Origin of the sequence: Moraxella sp. TY6 (assembly GCF_048551375.1) — a bacterium.
Taxonomy (GTDB): Bacteria; Pseudomonadota; Gammaproteobacteria; order Pseudomonadales; family Moraxellaceae; genus Faucicola.
This window is the reverse complement of record NZ_JBLYZJ010000001.1, coordinates 215,367-231,604: the sequence shown is the minus strand read 5'-3', so window position 1 is coordinate 231,604 and position 16,238 is coordinate 215,367. Positions and strand designations below refer to the sequence as shown.

The following is a 16,238-nucleotide window of genomic DNA, read 5'->3' as shown; positions in this document are numbered from 1 at the left end:
TTTATTCACTAACAATCGTCATCCCTGCCGATTTTGCCCCTCTTGTACCACCTTGCAAAATCACAATATCACGGCTGTCATCAAAGCTATCAAGCAAGGTTGCCGACTTGCCTGCTCTTGTGCCACCGCCACACAGCACATACACAGTGCCGTCTGTTTGGTTTAACAAGTCATTGGTGAGCGTGTCTAATGGGTGGTTTTTGGCATATTCGATATGTCCTTCTTTATAGGCTTTTTCGTCACGTACATCCCAAATAGTATCGTCTTCGCTTGGGGTAAAGTTGGTAATCGATAACTCTCTAATCATTTGTATATCCTAGTTAATTTAATGGAAATTAAACTGGCGTTATTATGAAAAATACATCAGTTTTATGCAAGTATAACCCCCTTTATTTATAAAACTAAATTTGATTAATAAAAAAATATCTATCAGTCTATGCATTTATCATAACAAAAAGTTTTTTTTCGAATAAAAATATTTCTTTTAGTTTTACTTTGATTCACAGTTCTGATAACTTATAGTAATAGTATGGAAACTATTTAGTTTATTTGTTAAGGAGACTTCTGTGTCAAATATTGCCTCTCATCCAATTGACCATCACGACATACCTTTACGCAACGACCCAAAGAAAGTTGCTTTGGCTTCGATGATTGGAACAGCGATTGAGTTCTATGACTATTACATCTACGCAGCCGCTGCGGTATTGATTTTTAACACCCAATTTTTTGACAAAACCGACCCAAATGCAGCGATGTTATTTTCATTGTCAACTTTGGCACTGGCATTTATTGCTCGTCCTGTTGGCTCGGCGTTGTTTGGACATTTTGGTGACAAATTAGGACGTAAAAAAACCCTCGTTGCATCACTATTGACGATGGGCTTATCCACCGTGGCGATTGGCTTGTTACCAACTTATGCCCAAGTTGGCGTGTTAGCCCCATTATTGTTATGTATTTTGCGTATCGGTCAAGGCATCGGCTTGGGCGGTGAGTGGGGCGGTGCAGCCTTGGTCGCTACCGAAAATGCCCCAGAAGGCAAACGTGCTTGGTACGGTACATTCCCACAATTGGGTGCACCGATTGGGCTATTTTTAGCCAATGGCGTGTTCTTCTTGCTCAGCTATTTCTTGGGTAAAGAAGCGTTAGTCGAGTGGGCGTGGCGTATTCCGTTTTTGATTTCAGTTGTGTTGGTTGGTGTGGGTTTGTGGGTGCGTTTGAGCTTGCATGAAAGCCATGTATTCCGCACCGCAGAAGCCGAGGGCAAAAAAGTCGAAGCCCCTGTTAGTAAAGTATTGACCCAACATTGGCGACCTATTTTGCAAGGTACATTTGTGATGGCAATCACTTACGTGGTGTTTTATATTATGACTGCCTTTGTCCAAGCCTACTCAAAAAGCCCTGTTAAACTGTCTGCCGATGGTCATCCGACTGGTCTAGGTATTGCACCAAACACCTTTACAGGTTACTTATTGGTAGCAGCAGTGGTATTTGGTATTTTCACCAGTATTTCAGGTATATTTGCGGATAAAATCGGTCGTAAAAAATGGTTAACCGTGGTGACGATTGCTTGTATGGTCTTTGCTTGCTTTATCCCAACCTTCTTGACGGATGGTACGACCACCAGCGTATTTTGGTTCTTGGTTATCGGTATGGCATTGATGGGCTGTTCATTTGGTCCAATGGCAGCGTTATTACCTGAATTATTCCCTACCGAAGTGCGTTATTCAGGTGCATCATTGGCGTATAACTTTGCTGCTATCGTTGGTGCTTCGATTGCTGCGACCTATGCCATCAAAATCAATGAACAATATGGTATGAAAGGGATTGCGATTTATGTATTCCTAAATGGTGTGGCTTCATTGATTGCATTATTAACCATGAAAGAAACCAAAAATGTGGATTTGATGGATTAGTTGATTGTGTAGCATATTCATGTCAATATAGGCGAATGCTAACAAAAACTTTACAATGCTAACGCTGGCTTCGGTCAGCGTTATTTTTTTGCCAAGCTATTTTCTGCTAATCTACTAAATTGTTTTTGCCAAAAAGGAAAGCCCATGAACCGCTGTACATGGTGTGGCGATAGCCCACTGTATCAAGACTACCACGACAATGAATGGGGCAAGCCCAATTTTGACGACCGCTACCTATTTGCCATGCTGTGCCTTGAGGGTATGCAAGCAGGATTAAGCTGGATAACCGTGCTAAAAAAACGTGAGCATTACTACCAAGTGTTTGCTGATTTTAACCCTGTAAAAATCGCTGATTTTGACCAAGATAAAGTTGACGAACTGATGCAAGACGCAGGGATTATCCGTCATCGTGGTAAAATCGAAGCCATTATCACTAATGCCAAAGCGTATCTAAAAATTGTAGAAACGCAACCCTTTCACGACTATATTTGGTCGATGTCACCGACAGGTACAAAACAGCCGTTGCTTAATCGTCCGCAAAATTTAGCCGATATCCCAAGCAAAACCGAAGCCTCGGATAAAATGTCAAAACGGCTGAAAAAAGACGGATTTAAATTTGTTGGCTCGACCATTTGCTATGCCTTTATGCAGGCTGTGGGGATGGTCAATGACCATGTGGTAGATTGTGATTTTGGTGGAAGTCCTAAAATTATAGTGAGTTAAATCAAAAATAAGACTTTAAAATTTTGGGCGTATTCAATACGCCCCTACAAAACTGTATTATCTCTAGTTTAAACGACCATATAAAAACCACTACCCTTCAATAAGTTTAGGGCAAGTGGTCTTCACTGCCATATCGGATTTGCTATAAACCGCTTCCACCACCATCACTGCCACGCCCACCCATATCAAGCCAAAGCTTAATAGTTTCTCGGTTGTCACCACTTCATGCAGTACCAGTAGTGATAACATAAACAGCAAGGCAGGCTCAAGATAACTTAACATCCCAAACACATTGACGGGCAATAGGTTGCTCGCTTGCATATTACTTTGCAATGCCACTGCACTGATTACCCCCAACCCGACCACCAGCCCTATCATCACCCACGACCCTGTCACCACTGCCATCGAGTTACCCTGTAGTATCAGCACCACCAAGGCAATCGGTGCAATAATGGATAAATCCACAAACAGCCCCAACAAGGCAGGTATACCTTGCCACCGCCGAATCACATAATATGTCGGATAGGTCAAACACACCCACGCTGTCGCCCATGATAGCGACCCTGCAAGCCAAATCTGCAACATCACCCCCAATCCTGCCAGCCCTATCGCCAGTGTTTTGAGGCGGTTGAGTCGCTCACCAAACACCACACACCCTGCCAACACCATCATCAATGGAAATAAAAAATAGCCAATCGCCACATTCACCGCTTGTCCATTGACAGGTGCCCACATAAATAACCAAAGCTGACTGGCTAAAATTGGCGTGGGTAGCAACAGCCACAGTTTTTGTGACAGCGTGGGTAAACTGGCAAAAAATTGTTTTAACTTAGCAAAACCACCTGTCATCAGCATAATTAAACATAGACCAAACCACATTGCTAACATTCGCCACAAAAACACCTGCGTGCCTGTCAAAGGCGTGAGCCAGTGACTATACAAATATAGCACACCAAACAGCACGTTAGATAAGACTGCCAATCCAATGCCAAATCCGACATTAAGTCTAATTGCAGAGTGATTGGATGATAAGGCTTTGGGGGAAAGTTGTTGAGTCGTGGTCATGGCGTTGCCCAATAATTGATGCAATAGTTAGTGATTTATTGGCAATTAGTATAAGCAAGATTTATGATAAATTATTTCAATTTTTATAAATTTATGATAAATTAAGCAGTTATATGCTTTTTAAAATAACTTTTTTTGCAAAAATCAACCAAGAGCTACCCATCATGCAACACGAAATTGATGACATTGATAAACGTATTTTAAATATCCTTCAAGAAGATGCCACACTACCCCTCAAAAACATTGCCGAACAAGTCCACGCCTCAGTTGCCACTTGTCAACGCCGTATCCAATACCTCATGGATAGTGGGGTAATTACCAAACAAGTGGCTATTGTAAACCCCAAACAACTGGGCTATGATTTGACTGCTTTTGTGTTGATTGAAATGGAAAAGCAAAACAACAGTATGCAGGACGGCTTTGAACGCTTGATGAATCGCTTGCCAAATGTGATGAGTTGCTATGAAATTTCGGGAGATTTTGATTTTTTATTGTTGGTACATAGCAAAAATATGTCGGATTATCATCAGTTTACACGTGACCATTTGACCTATGAAAACAACGTCAGACGCTTTAAAAGCCAGTTTGTGATGAATTTTGCAAAAGTCGGGACAAAAATTAGCCTATAAACCTTTCTAACATTCATCATCAAAATATGACCGTCCAGTCTTGTTTTGACCTTTCACTTGTCATTTTTTTGACTTATTATTTTGCTACATTTTTGTTTTTAAAAAATTATTAACCCCTTAAAAACACTATAATTTTATCAAAATATTGACAATTGGAAGTCTATTTTATGCCTCGTATGCTCGTTTGCACCTCAACTGCCTGTTTAGATTATTTAAACAAACCCTATAATGTTCGTATACTACGTATGCACGTAGGGTTTGGTAATCAGCAATATTGGGATGGTGACAACATCAATCCAGCGATGATGGCGAATTTAATGCAAAACAACCCCCAAATTATGCCAACTTCTGCACCACCAAGCGAAGAAGAACTAATCGACTTTTTCTACGACTTAATCAAAGAGGGGATTGATGAAGTATTGGTGTTATGCTTATCATCAAAGTTAAGCCTTACTTATCAACGTGTTGAAAATCTTAAAGATTTTTTTAGTAGTCGACTGAAGATTCACGTATTTGATACACGTACCACAGCTTATGGTGAGGCAGTATTAGGGCTTGCGGCCGCCAAAATGCTTCAGAATAACCAACCGATTTCTGCTATTATTCAGCACCTCAATACGTTGCGTGAAGGGCAAATTACCATGTTTGCACTGGATGATTTACGCAATTTGGTACGTACCAAACGCATTTCTGCCCCAGCAGGATTTATTGGTAATCTTTTTGATATCAAACCGATTTTACAAACCAATAACTTAGGTGAAATTATACCTTTTGCAAAAGTACGCTCTATTGAAAAAGCACTGGAAACCATGTGCCAACATGTCCATGAACAGTACCTTTTACGTCCGAATGCCTCGATTTTCTTGCTCAGTCCCACACAAACAGACAATCCGCATTTGTACTATATGCAAGATTATTTTGCCCAACGGGGGATTGATGATTTACCTGTCATGCCAATTTCTACCGTGTCCATAGCCATTGTTGGATATCGTGGTGTTGGCATTGGTATTATATAAACACTTTATTTAAAATTTTATGAAACTAAACAATGGGCTGTTTACGATAAAAAATAGTCGCAGGCAATGACAGCCCAAATACCAACGCAGACGTAACAAACAAGGCTTCAAGGGCATAATTCATCATTTGGGCAAATAACACAGGATGATAGCCTTGAAAGCCTAACTGCACAAACGTCAGCATTGCCTTATACGCAGGCACACCGGGCATCATACACAATAGTGCAGGCACAAGCACGGTTTTTGGGGTAATCAAATAGCGTTTTGCCAAATAGATTGCCAAAAATGCCGTCACTGTTGCCGAAATAAAAGTCGCAAAAGTCAAGTTCGTTCCCACCGCTAACAGCACATTGCGTAAGCCAAAGCCCAGCACCGTCATCAGCACACATTTCCACAAATGCACCCTTGGCACATTCACCATCAAGCTCCACCCCAATGTCATAATGGACGCAAAAAATATCGCTTCAAACCAGTTTATCAGCATTTGTCCGAGCATTATGCAATCCCCCATTGGTCAATGTTAAATAAAAACAATGCCAAACTAATCCCCATCCCTGCGGATAACGTCAATAAAATCACAAACATAAAGCGACCAATACCGATATTCATATAGCCTTTGAGCATATCCGATAATGAATTAATCAACGGAAAACTCGGCACAAGTAGCAAAATACTCGAAGCGATGGCGATATGAGGGTCATTACCAAAATGCCCAAGCAATGCAAAACTACTGAGCATCGAACAACAAAATGCCGTCATCCCTGCCACTACAAAGGTATTGAAATGTTGAGCCACCAAATAATGTCGCACCAACTGCCCAATCATGGCTGACACAAAGGTCATGCCCACGATTGCCAAATCACCGCCTGCGAGATGGGCAAAGCAAGCACACGACACGCCCACCATCACCGCCACGAGCCAAAATGGGTAGGTACGGCGGTCTAGGCTATCAAACCGCTCAATGGCGTGTTCAAGCGTACTGGTGACAGGCATTTGTTCTAAATCTAGCACGATACGTTGGATTTGGATGATAATATTGACGTTAATGACATGGGTGGTCGAGGCTCGAAGCGTGGTGATACAGCGGTCGCTATAGATGGTGGTGATGGTGATGCCATTAAATGCCAAGCTACATTCGACACTCGATGCCCCCAGTGCTAGCCCTAAGCGTTTACATAAATCGACAACGGTGGCGGATTCTGCTCCATATTGCATAAGTAGCAAGCCACACCGCACGCATAGCCGTGTAATTTGCTGTTGGCTTTCGTATGCCATGTAGGGCAAACGCCGTTTGGGGCGGTCGGATGGGGGTTCGACTCTGGGTGGGGTCAAAGGGTCTAGCGGGTCGAGTGCATCAGCGTATGTGGTCATTATGGTAAGTTAGAATTTTGGGGATTCAATTTGAATTAATGGATATATAAAGGCGTTTCTGAGGCTTGAATAGTAATAGTCGCCATAACAATTTCCTTTTATAAACTTAAACACACTATAAATAAACCCAGTAAATTTTACAAATCAATTTTAAACTTGACTATTTTTATCAAGATTACACGGTTTCAACCCCCATTAAATCCAATTCATGATAAAATGAGCCATCTTCATTTTACCGTAAAAAATTGCCATGTCTGCCGAAACCATCGCCCTAAAAGCCTTTAAACAAGGTACAAAAGCCCTTTTTGACTATGATAAATACTGGGCAAGTTGCTTTGAACCTGCCCCATTTTTGCCGATGAGCCGAGCCGAAATGGACTTACTCGGCTGGGATGCGTGCGATGTCATCATCATCTCAGGCGATGCCTACGTTGACCACCCCAGTTTTGGCATGGCGATTATTGGGCGGTTGCTGGAGGCTCAAGGCTTTCGAGTGGGCATCATCGCCCAGCCTGACTGGACGAGCAAAGATGCCTTTATGGCACTCGGCAAACCAACGATTGCTTGGGGCGTATCCGCAGGCAACATGGACAGTATGATTAACCGCTACACCGCCGACAGACGCATTCGCAGTGATGATGCGTATTCGCCCGATAATGCCCCAGACAAACGCCCAGACCGAGCGTCTGTCGTGTATTGTCAGCGTTGCCGTGAGGCGTATCCAGACGTGCCGATTATTTTGGGCGGTATCGAGGGCAGTCTTCGCCGAATTGCTCACTATGATTATTGGTCGGATAAAGTCCGCCGTTCGATTTTAATGGACAGCCGTGCCGATATCTTGCTGTATGGCAATGCCGAACGTGCGATTGTCGAAGTGGTGCATGGGCTTGCCAAAGGCTATTCGCTACAACAACTTGCCAAAGTGCGTGGCTCTGCCTACCTTTCGACCCAAACCAAAAAATCTTGGCAAAGCGACATGATAGAAGTCGCCAGTAACGATGTCGATACCGTGGGGCGAGTTGACCCGATTATCAATCCGTATGTGATGATGGAAGATGTGGGTGATTGTGCCATTGAGCAAGAAAAATCGCTTGAAAATCAATATAAAGGCTTTGTCGCTGATAAAGTCGAAAATAAAATCCTCAATGCCGAACAACTTAATGACGATGTGCAAGTGGTGACTTTCAAAGAATCACCTACAAAAGAAGTCTTTACAAAAGATTCGCCAAAAACCGCCCTAAAACACAAACGCCCACTTCCACCACGAGAAAAAACCGTCATCCGTCTGCCTGACTTTGAGCAAGTCAAAGCCGACCCAGTGCTATACGCCCATGCTAACCGCATTTTGCACCTTGAAACCAATCCGCATAACGCTCGTGCCTTGGTGCAACGGCATGGCGACATTGACGTTTGGCTCAATCCGCCACCAATTCCGCTGACGATGGAAGAAATGGATTTTGTATTTGACCTGCCTTACGCACGCCTGCCCCACCCAAGCTATAACGGTGCGAGAATCCCTGCCTACGACATGATTAAACTGTCGGTAAACATCATGCGAGGCTGTTTTGGCGGTTGTACTTTCTGCTCGATTACCGAACACGAAGGTCGCATTATCCAAAACCGCTCGGAAGAATCTATCTTGGGCGAAATCCAAAAAATCCGTGACACCGAACCTGCCTTTACAGGCGTGATATCCGACTTGGGCGGCCCGACTGCCAATATGTACCGCCTGCATTGTAAAGACGATGCGATTGAAAAAAACTGCCGAAAACCATCCTGCGTGTATCCTGATATCTGCGACAACCTACTGACCGACCATAGTCACCTAACCCAACTGTACCGCAAGGCTCGTGACATCAAAGGCGTGAAAAAAATCCTCATCGCCTCTGGACTTCGCTATGATTTGGCGGTGAAAGACCCCGAATATGTCAAAGAACTGGTGACCCATCATGTAGGCGGTTATCTGAAAATCGCCCCAGAACATTCTGAGCAAAATGTACTGTCAAAAATGATGAAACCGGGTATGGGAACGTATGATGCTTTTAAACAGATGTTTGACAAATTCAGCCGTGAGGCAGGCAAAGAGCAATATCTGATTCCCTACTTTATCGCCGCCCATCCTGGTACAAAAGATGAAGACATGATGAACTTGGCAATTTGGCTAAAACGCAATGGCTTCCGAGCCGACCAAGTGCAAGCCTTTTATCCAAGCCCAATGGCGACTGCCACGACCATGTACCATACTGCCAAAAATCCATTGCATAAAGTCAGCCGTGACAGTGAGGCGGTCGAAATCGTCAAATCGGGCAAACAACGAAAACTGCACAAAGCCTATCTACGCTACCACGACCCAAAGAACTGGGCGTTACTACGTGAGTCGTTAAAGACATTGGGGCGTGAGGATTTAATTGGTCATGGTAGTCAGTGCTTGATACCGCCATATAATCCAAAACTGGAGGGCGAAGACCTATATCAATCAGCGAGAAAGAAAAACAGCTCGGTGCATGGGGAAAAATCGAGTGACTCGGTAAAACGTAATAAATCGGATAATGGCAATCAAAATAAGTCTGGCAAAAAACCCACACCAAGTAGCTTTGGTAAAAAGCCTGCTAATAAGCAACCGAAAAAAGGCAACTTCCAAACCCAACATACAGGCTTGCCACCGAGGAAAATCAAATGATATTCTCAAAGCAAAGCTTGATAAAATGCTATGTCATTCCTAAAAACTGTTAAATACAATGAAAATGCCATCTTGGTTCAATTGAACCAAATGAGCTGTAATTAATATATTCCAGTATTTCATATCAATTTACTGGAAAAAATATCAATGCACACCTATTATAAATATAGTAAGAAACATCGTTTCAAACCTCAATAAAAAGGAAAAATCATGGCACGTCTAACCGTTAATACTGTAGAAACCGCCCCAGAAAAAGCCAAAGAACGTATCGAAGCGGTACAAAAAGCCAATGGCTTTATCCCTAACTTGATTGGTGTTTTAGCTAACTCACCACAAGCATTAGAGATGTACCAAGAAGTCGGTAAAATGAACAGTCGTAATAGCTTAACCGCTGAAGAAATCGAAGTCGTGCAAATCACTGCTGCTGCTCATAATGGCTGTGACTTCTGTGTCGCAGGTCATACCAAAGTTGGTACAAAGCTAAAAATGCCTGAGAATGTATTAAACGCTTTGCGTGAACGCACCGATATCGAAGACAATGCCAAATATCAAGCGGTTGCTCAATTCACCATGCAGTTGATTGACAAGCGTGGTCAAGTATCTGACGAAGAATTACAATCCATCAAAGACGTTGGCTATAATGATACCAATATTTTGGATATCGTTATGGGCGTGGCATTGGCGACCTTGTGTAACTATGCTAACAACGTGGCAAAAAATGACATCAACCCAGAGTTGCAACCATTTGCCCCAAAGAAATAATTGCTTGTTGGGATGTTTCCCTGCCTATTTAGCTAGGGTTAGCTAGGGCAAAGAAAACCGTTTATCTCAACGCAAGGTAAACGGTTTTTAACTTTTTACATAATAACAAAATCTAGGTAAACCCATGACCGCAAATTTTACCGCATACCAAGACCAATTCCACCACACAGGCATATTGCCAACGATTAGCGAATGGCAAACCGTTGATTTACCACAAAGTATTGGCAAGCTTGCTCAAGACATTCTTGACCCTGTGGCGATTGATAAAGGCTATTATCCCAAAGCTGAATTAGCCCAACTTGCCAAAGCAGGGGCATTTAGCCGTCATTTATCCAGTCAAGGTAGTGACTTTATCACCGCTATTGATAGCATGAGTGCGATTAGCCAAGTATGTGGGACGACTGGTTTTGTGGCTTGGTGTCATGATGTATGTGGGCTATATTTGGATGCTTCGGAAAATACCGCCCTTAAATCTCAGCTATTTTCGCACATGATAGGCGATAGCATGGGTGGTACAGCGTTATCCAACCCCATGAAAACTTGGGCGAATATCGAATCGATGATTCTGCGAGCCACGCCTGTGACTGGTGGCTACAAAGTATCAGGCACATTGCCGTGGATTAGTCATATCGCCCCCAATCAATATTGCGGTGCAGTGGCAACGGTGGAAAATGTTGGTGGGTCGAACTTTGATATCTTCTTTTTGCTTGCCTTTGATGAGGAACGTAAAGGTACTTGGAAGCTGAATCCATGCCCGACCTTTAGTGGTATGGAAGGCTCTAGCACTTGGCAGATTGAATTAAATGATTACTTTGTGCCTACAGATACGATTATCGCTGACCCTGCCAAGCCGTTTATTGAGCGGATTCGTGGGGCATTTGTGTTGATGCAGTTGGGGATTGGCATTGGCATTATCCAAGGGGCGATTGATGATATCCGTGCGGTTGAAGGGCAGTTAGGTCATGTCAATCAGTTCTTAGAAGACCAAGCGGACGGCTTGCAACTGGCATTAGACGGAGCGATTGCTCAAACCCATAAACTTGCAAAAACACCGTTTGAACCGTCAAAAGATTATTTGTTGGATGTGTTGGATTTGCGTATTCAAGGGGCGAAGTTGTCGCTTCGTGCGACCCAGTCTGCCATGCTACACCAAGGGGCAAGAGGCTATCTGATGACAGCCAGTCCGCAACGCCGTCTGCGTGAGGCTCAGTTTGTGGCGATAGTCACCCCTGCGATTAAGCATTTACGCTTTTTATCGCATCAGTTAATGTCTGATGTGATGCCGAGGTAATAAAAATGAACATAGACAAAGACGGCAATCCAACTGACGGACGTGGCGACTGGCGACAATACCTATGCCGTGCGTGCGGTTGGATTTATGACGAGAAGCTTGGCGACCCAGATGGTGGCTTACCTGCTGGCACACGTTTTGAAGATATTCCTGATGATTGGGAATGTCCGCTATGTGGCGTGACCAAACGTGACTTTGAACCTTTTACCCCACGCAATATCAATATCATCAAACCGCAAGTCAATCCGCTTGGCGACACAGGTGGGTTGGTCGTTATTGGTGCAGGATTGGCAGGTTGGGCGGTGATTGAAGCGTTGCGTTCGCTTGACCCGCATTATCCGATTACCCTGATTACCGCTGATAGTGGCGATAGATACCACAAACCGCAACTGTCGATTGCCATTAGCCAAAACAAATCAGTAGAACAGCTGATTCACCAAACTGCGATTAGCGAAAGCGAACGCCTTAATATCGGCTTGGTTGCCAATACCTTTGTGCTACATATCGACACCCAAAATCAGCAAGTGCGTACCACAAGGGGTGATTTTGATTATCAAGCGTTGGTTTTTGCGATTGGGGCAAAACCTGCCTTGCCAAAAAGCCTACCACCTAATTTTGTATGGCGGATTAACCATGTGGATATGTTTGCCAAACTCCAAGCCAAACTTGCCGACAAGCCCAATCAAAATGTAGCGATTATCGGTGCAGGGATGATTGGCTCAGAGCTTGCCGAAGATATTGTCAAAGCAGGGCATCATGTCACCTTGATTGACCGTAACGAATTGCCCCTTGCGGAGGTCTTGCCACCCAAGGCAAGCATAATGGTCAAAGATGCGTTAGAGCGTAATGAGATTCGCTTTTTGGGCGGTCATACGGTGAGCAATATTGACAAAAATGCCGATGATACCTATACCATTGCTTTTGCTGATGTGGATACAACCGTCATCGCCGATGAAGTGGTCGCCAGTACAGGGCTGATGGTCGATGGGCGATTGCCACAGCGAGCAGGGATTGAGTTTGTGCCACAGCAAGGCATTATCGTGGATAGTGATACTTTACAGACTTCGCAAGCCAATGTGTATGCGATTGGGGATTGCATGGCGATTGAGGGGCAGGCGTGTCGTTTTGTCGCCCCATTGCGACAGCAAGCCGATACCATTGCACATCAAGTGCTAAACCTTGAGGGCAAAACCTATCAGCACCAAGCCCCAGTTATCCGCCTCAAAACCAAGTCGGTGGCGGTGACGGTGACAGGTAGTCCATGTAAAGATACGGCATGGGAAACGCTGGTGGATGATGGAAAAACACTGATTATGCAACAACCTATAGAGGTTGGTAATGGACGAATTGAAATAACGATTTGATATTAACAACCATTATGCCAAAACTGCCTAATCCTATGGTTAAAAGTCATTAGCAGGTTAATGGTGATTTATTTATGATAAGCACCCAAACCAAATTATTTGATAGAAGCTGCAGAGTTCAGAGTAGCGTGACTCACGAAGCGTCATATTATCATCAAATATGTTTTTTTACTTAACCGAATTTTTCATGATTGGTATCTTGCCAAGTCTTTGGATAACTTTACGTTATGAAACACACCAATATCTTTCGACCATTTGATGCTAATAAACCACTGCATTTGGGTTGCCAATGTGGCAAACACGCCAATCAAGCTGAGTGTGACCATGCCAGTATAGAGATTACCAAGTTTGCTAATGTGCGTACAGACAGCCAAAGCGAGCAAACTACCACTGACATGATTGAAGCGGTGGCAGTCAAGGCATTGTTTCCACATGAGCCGACCAGACGGGCATTCTTAAAATCTGTCGGTACAGGCACAGCGATGACAGCGATTGCAAGCCTTATTCCACTTGCCAGCCTGCAAGAAGCGGCGGCATTGGATAAACTCAACCCTGAAAAGAAGACCGTGGACATTGGCTTTTTGCCGATTTTGTGTGCGACACCGTTAATCATGGCTGACCCATTGGGTTATTACCAAGAGCAAGGCATTAAGGCAAATCTACAAAAGCGTGCCAGTTGGGCGTTGGTGCGTGACCAAATGATGAACCGTGAACTGGATGCGACCCATTTTTTAGCCCCAATGCCCTTAGCAATTAGCATGGGTGTCGGGTCGGCACAGCAAGAAATGCGTGTGGCAGCGATTCAAAATGTCAATGGGCAAGCCTTGGTGATGAGCCTAAAACACCTTAACAACCGTGACCCAAAAAACTGGAAAGGCATGACCTTTGCCATTCCGTTTGAGCATTCGATTCATAACTATCTACTGCGGTATTTTTTAGCGGAACACGGCATTAATCCTGATACCGATGTCAAATTGCAACTGACCTCACCGCCAGATATGATTGCCAACTTAAAGGCAGGCAACATTGACGGTTTCTTTGGTCCTGAGCCGTTTAACCAACGTGCGGTATGGAACAAAGCAGGCTATATCCATACCTTAAGCCGTGATATTTGGAATGGTCATCCGTGCTGTTCGTTTGGGTCGTCACAAGCCTTTATTGATAGCAATCCGCAGACCTTTTTGGCGATGAATCGGGCGATTATCAAAGCCAATGTGATGGCAAATGACCGCAGTATTCGCCGTGATTTGTCAAAATTGCTATCACCGCAAAATTATCTCAATCAGCCAGAGTTGGTGTTACGCCAGTCGCTGATGGGGCGTTTTGCCGATGGGGCGGACAAAATCCAAGACGTGCCAGACCGTATGAACTTTGATGTTATGCCGTGGCAGAGCGTGGCGGTATGGATGCTCACGCAGATGAAGCGTTGGGGCTATGTCAAAGGCGATATTAACTACCGCCAAATCGCCGAAAAGGTGTTTATGCTGACCGATGCCAAAAAACAAATGCAAGCGATGGGCTATCCTATCAAAGATAATTTGAGTAAAGATGAGGCAGGGCTGGCAAGTGGTTATCCGAGTTTTGAGGTGATGGGAAAAGCATTTGACCCGAATCAACCAGATGCGTATTTAAATAGTTTTGCAATTAAACATTGAGAATTTTGATGGGATTTTTTCATGCCTAACCGCTCCATTTCAACCAAAACCAAAGGCTATTTATTATCCTTGCTAATTGTATTGGCAGGGCTAGGCATTTGGCAGTTTGCCACCTTGCCGACCAAAGTCTATGCCCCCACTGACCCCTACCGCCTAGAATATAGCGTTCTTATGGGCGATATCCCAGAGGGGACAAAAGCAGGGGCAATGGTCGCCAGTAAAGCAGGCAATTTCCCCACGCCAACCGACTTTGCCAACACTGCCGTCAAGCATTTATCCGACCCTTTTTATGATAAAGGCATGAATGACAAGGGCATTGGCATTCAGCTTGGCTATTCGCTAGGGCGTGTGTTGTTGGGCTTTTTACTTGCCATGTTGGTGGCGATTCCGTTGGGCTATTTGATTGGGATTTCACCGATTTTAAACCGTGCGTTAATGCCGTTTATACAACTGCTCAAGCCGATTTCACCACTGGCGTGGATGCCGATTGCGTTATATACCATTAAGGATTCTAACGCTTCGAGTATTTTTGTGATTTTTATTTGTTCGGTGTGGCCAATGCTGACCAATACTGCGTTTGGGGTATCATCGGTACGGCGTGAATGGCGAAATGTCGCTCGTACCCTTGAGCTGTCCGCCTTTGATACCGCACGCAAGATTATTTTGCCTGCAGCTGCACCGACCATTGTGACGGGGATGCGAATTTCGATGGGCATTGCGTGGTTGGTGATTGTGGCTGCTGAGATGTTAGTCGGTGGTACGGGGATTGGCTTTTTTGTGTGGAATCAATGGAATAGCTTGTCACTTGCCAATGTATTGTTTGCGGTATTGATGATTGGGGTTGTAGGGATGTTATTGGATTGGTTGTTTGGGTTATTGCAAAAAAGGGTGAGTTATGTCGAATAATTTAATCAACGTTGAGAATCTAAGCAAACGCTTTGGCGATAATGAGCCTGTTTTTGAAAACGTCAATTTTGACATTCGTCAAAATGAATTTATCTGTCTAATTGGACATTCTGGCTGTGGTAAAACCACCATTTTGAATGCCTTAGCAGGGCTAGACAGCGTAAGTAGTGGCACTATCACGATGGATGGTAAGCCTGTTACAAAGCCTAGCCTTGAGCGTGGTGTGGTGTTCCAAGGTCATGCCCTATTACCATGGCTCACCTTAGCGGACAATATCGGCTTTGCCCTAGAAGCTAAGTATAAGAAAGCCAAAACCCCTACTATCAGCCCAACACAGCTAAATCAAGAAATCGACACTTACCTCAACATGGTCGGACTGGCAGGTGTAAAAAGCAAAAAGCCCAGCGAACTATCAGGTGGGATGAAACAGCGTGTTGGTATCGCCCGTGCCTTTGCCACCAAACCAAAGCTGTTGTTAATGGATGAGCCGTTTGGGGCGTTGGATGCCTTGACCCGTGGTGTGATTCAAGATGAACTTGAAGACATTGTGCAAGCCACACAGCAAACAGTGTTTATGATTACCCATGACATTGATGAAGCGATTTTACTGGCTGACCGTATCTTTTTGATGAGTAATGGTCCACGGGCGTTTTTGGCAGAAATCGTGGAAAACACGATTCCTAAGCCACGTCACCGTGATAATATTCATCACCATAGCCATTATTATAAAATCCGTAATCATCTACTGGATTTTCTAGTACATCGTAGCAAAGCGTTGCAAGCCTCGCCTGACCGCCCTAATAAACCTAGAACGGTAAACTTTGACTATGAGGCATGGAGTGAGGGTTTTTAAGGTAAATAAC

The 16,238-nt window shown here is 44.1% G+C and carries 15 protein-coding genes; 11 read left to right on the top strand and 4 right to left on the bottom strand.

The annotated features are described in order from the left end of the window. Position 1 precedes the first annotated feature (1 nt). A complete protein-coding gene (locus tag ACK1U4_RS01085) occupies positions 2 to 307 on the bottom strand; it encodes a rhodanese-like domain-containing protein (protein WP_419399841.1) in 306 nt (101 codons plus the stop codon). A 340-nt stretch (positions 308 to 647) separates the two neighbouring features. Here ACK1U4_RS01085 and ACK1U4_RS01080 point away from each other — a divergent pair, with 340 nt between their 5' ends. Together ACK1U4_RS01080 and ACK1U4_RS01075 are read left to right on the top strand one after the other, a co-directional pair. Further along, complete coding sequence (locus ACK1U4_RS01080; protein ID WP_419399920.1) at positions 648 to 1,913, top strand: metabolite/H+ symporter; 1,266 nt, start codon at positions 648 to 650, stop codon at positions 1,911 to 1,913. Positions 1,914 to 2,057: 144 nt separating this feature from the next. After that, positions 2,058 to 2,636: a DNA-3-methyladenine glycosylase I gene (locus tag ACK1U4_RS01075; protein WP_419399840.1), complete on the top strand. Its 579-nt coding sequence runs from the start codon at positions 2,058 to 2,060 to the stop codon at positions 2,634 to 2,636. 90 nt (positions 2,637 to 2,726) lie between these two features. Here the strand turns inward: ACK1U4_RS01075 and rarD are convergent, their stop codons facing one another. Further along, positions 2,727 to 3,701, bottom strand: a complete 975-nt coding sequence (gene rarD / locus ACK1U4_RS01070; RefSeq protein WP_419399839.1) for an EamA family transporter RarD — start codon at positions 3,699 to 3,701, stop codon at positions 2,727 to 2,729. A gap of 164 nt (positions 3,702 to 3,865) precedes the next feature. Here rarD and ACK1U4_RS01065 point away from each other — a divergent pair, with 164 nt between their 5' ends. Together ACK1U4_RS01065 and ACK1U4_RS01060 are read left to right on the top strand one after the other, a co-directional pair. Continuing rightward, the gene (locus tag ACK1U4_RS01065) at positions 3,866 to 4,330 is read left to right on the top strand and encodes an Lrp/AsnC family transcriptional regulator (protein ID WP_419399838.1); all 465 of its coding nucleotides are present in this window, start codon (positions 3,866 to 3,868) and stop codon (positions 4,328 to 4,330) included. Positions 4,331 to 4,497: 167 nt separating this feature from the next. After that, the gene (locus ACK1U4_RS01060) at positions 4,498 to 5,346 is read left to right on the top strand and encodes a DegV family protein (protein ID WP_419399837.1); all 849 of its coding nucleotides are present in this window, start codon (positions 4,498 to 4,500) and stop codon (positions 5,344 to 5,346) included. Between the two features lie 25 nt (positions 5,347 to 5,371). Here ACK1U4_RS01060 and ACK1U4_RS01055 read toward each other — a convergent pair whose 3' ends face one another. Then, a complete protein-coding gene (locus ACK1U4_RS01055) occupies positions 5,372 to 5,842 on the bottom strand; it encodes a threonine/serine exporter family protein (protein WP_419399836.1) in 471 nt (156 codons plus the stop codon). Continuing rightward, entirely contained in the window at positions 5,842 to 6,720 is an 879-nt protein-coding gene (locus tag ACK1U4_RS01050; protein WP_419399919.1) for a threonine/serine ThrE exporter family protein, read from the bottom strand. The genes ACK1U4_RS01055 and ACK1U4_RS01050 overlap by 1 nt, the downstream gene beginning before the upstream one ends. 247 nt (positions 6,721 to 6,967) lie before the next feature. Between ACK1U4_RS01050 and ACK1U4_RS01045 the strand changes: the two genes are divergently transcribed. The 7 genes from ACK1U4_RS01045 (at position 6,968) to ACK1U4_RS01015 (ending at position 16,228) form a co-directional block, all read left to right on the top strand. Then, entirely contained in the window at positions 6,968 to 9,397 is a 2,430-nt protein-coding gene (locus tag ACK1U4_RS01045) for a YgiQ family radical SAM protein (protein WP_419399835.1), read from the top strand. A 210-nt stretch (positions 9,398 to 9,607) separates the two neighbouring features. Next, positions 9,608 to 10,159: a carboxymuconolactone decarboxylase family protein gene (locus ACK1U4_RS01040; protein WP_419399834.1), complete on the top strand. Its 552-nt coding sequence runs from the start codon at positions 9,608 to 9,610 to the stop codon at positions 10,157 to 10,159. A 124-nt stretch (positions 10,160 to 10,283) separates the two neighbouring features. Next, positions 10,284 to 11,450, top strand: coding sequence for an acyl-CoA dehydrogenase (locus ACK1U4_RS01035; RefSeq protein WP_419399833.1), 1,167 nt, complete (start codon positions 10,284 to 10,286; stop codon positions 11,448 to 11,450). A 5-nt stretch (positions 11,451 to 11,455) separates the two neighbouring features. Continuing rightward, positions 11,456 to 12,814, top strand: a complete 1,359-nt coding sequence (locus tag ACK1U4_RS01030) for an FAD-dependent oxidoreductase (protein WP_419399832.1) — start codon at positions 11,456 to 11,458, stop codon at positions 12,812 to 12,814. A 227-nt stretch (positions 12,815 to 13,041) separates the two neighbouring features. Beyond that, positions 13,042 to 14,469, top strand: a complete 1,428-nt coding sequence (locus tag ACK1U4_RS01025; RefSeq protein ID WP_419399831.1) for a CmpA/NrtA family ABC transporter substrate-binding protein — start codon at positions 13,042 to 13,044, stop codon at positions 14,467 to 14,469. A 21-nt stretch (positions 14,470 to 14,490) separates the two neighbouring features. Next, the gene (gene ntrB, locus ACK1U4_RS01020; protein WP_419399830.1) at positions 14,491 to 15,375 is read left to right on the top strand and encodes a nitrate ABC transporter permease; all 885 of its coding nucleotides are present in this window, start codon (positions 14,491 to 14,493) and stop codon (positions 15,373 to 15,375) included. Further along, on the top strand, positions 15,365 to 16,228 hold the full coding sequence (locus tag ACK1U4_RS01015) for an ABC transporter ATP-binding protein (protein ID WP_419399829.1): 864 nt from the start codon (positions 15,365 to 15,367) through the stop codon (positions 16,226 to 16,228). Before ntrB ends, ACK1U4_RS01015 begins: the two co-directional genes overlap by 11 nt. The last annotated feature ends 10 nt before the right edge of the window (positions 16,229 to 16,238 follow it).

What these genes read in the sequence shown, in the direction of transcription:
- rarD (WP_419399839.1), bottom strand. Translation starts at nt 3,701, where the DNA reads ATGACCACGACTCAACAACTTTCCCCCAAAGCCTTATCATCCAATCAC.
- ACK1U4_RS01015 (WP_419399829.1), top strand. Translation starts at nt 15,365, where the DNA reads ATGTCGAATAATTTAATCAACGTTGAGAATCTAAGCAAACGCTTTGGC.
- ACK1U4_RS01045 (WP_419399835.1), top strand. Translation starts at nt 6,968, where the DNA reads ATGTCTGCCGAAACCATCGCCCTAAAAGCCTTTAAACAAGGTACAAAA.
- ACK1U4_RS01075 (WP_419399840.1), top strand. Translation starts at nt 2,058, where the DNA reads ATGAACCGCTGTACATGGTGTGGCGATAGCCCACTGTATCAAGACTAC.
- ntrB (WP_419399830.1), top strand. Translation starts at nt 14,491, where the DNA reads ATGCCTAACCGCTCCATTTCAACCAAAACCAAAGGCTATTTATTATCC.
- ACK1U4_RS01060 (WP_419399837.1), top strand. Translation starts at nt 4,498, where the DNA reads ATGCCTCGTATGCTCGTTTGCACCTCAACTGCCTGTTTAGATTATTTA.
- ACK1U4_RS01055 (WP_419399836.1), bottom strand. Translation starts at nt 5,842, where the DNA reads ATGCTCGGACAAATGCTGATAAACTGGTTTGAAGCGATATTTTTTGCG.
- ACK1U4_RS01080 (WP_419399920.1), top strand. Translation starts at nt 648, where the DNA reads ATGATTGGAACAGCGATTGAGTTCTATGACTATTACATCTACGCAGCC.
- ACK1U4_RS01025 (WP_419399831.1), top strand. Translation starts at nt 13,042, where the DNA reads ATGAAACACACCAATATCTTTCGACCATTTGATGCTAATAAACCACTG.
- ACK1U4_RS01040 (WP_419399834.1), top strand. Translation starts at nt 9,608, where the DNA reads ATGGCACGTCTAACCGTTAATACTGTAGAAACCGCCCCAGAAAAAGCC.
- ACK1U4_RS01035 (WP_419399833.1), top strand. Translation starts at nt 10,284, where the DNA reads ATGACCGCAAATTTTACCGCATACCAAGACCAATTCCACCACACAGGC.
- ACK1U4_RS01030 (WP_419399832.1), top strand. Translation starts at nt 11,456, where the DNA reads ATGAACATAGACAAAGACGGCAATCCAACTGACGGACGTGGCGACTGG.
- ACK1U4_RS01085 (WP_419399841.1), bottom strand. Translation starts at nt 307, where the DNA reads ATGATTAGAGAGTTATCGATTACCAACTTTACCCCAAGCGAAGACGAT.
- ACK1U4_RS01065 (WP_419399838.1), top strand. Translation starts at nt 3,866, where the DNA reads ATGCAACACGAAATTGATGACATTGATAAACGTATTTTAAATATCCTT.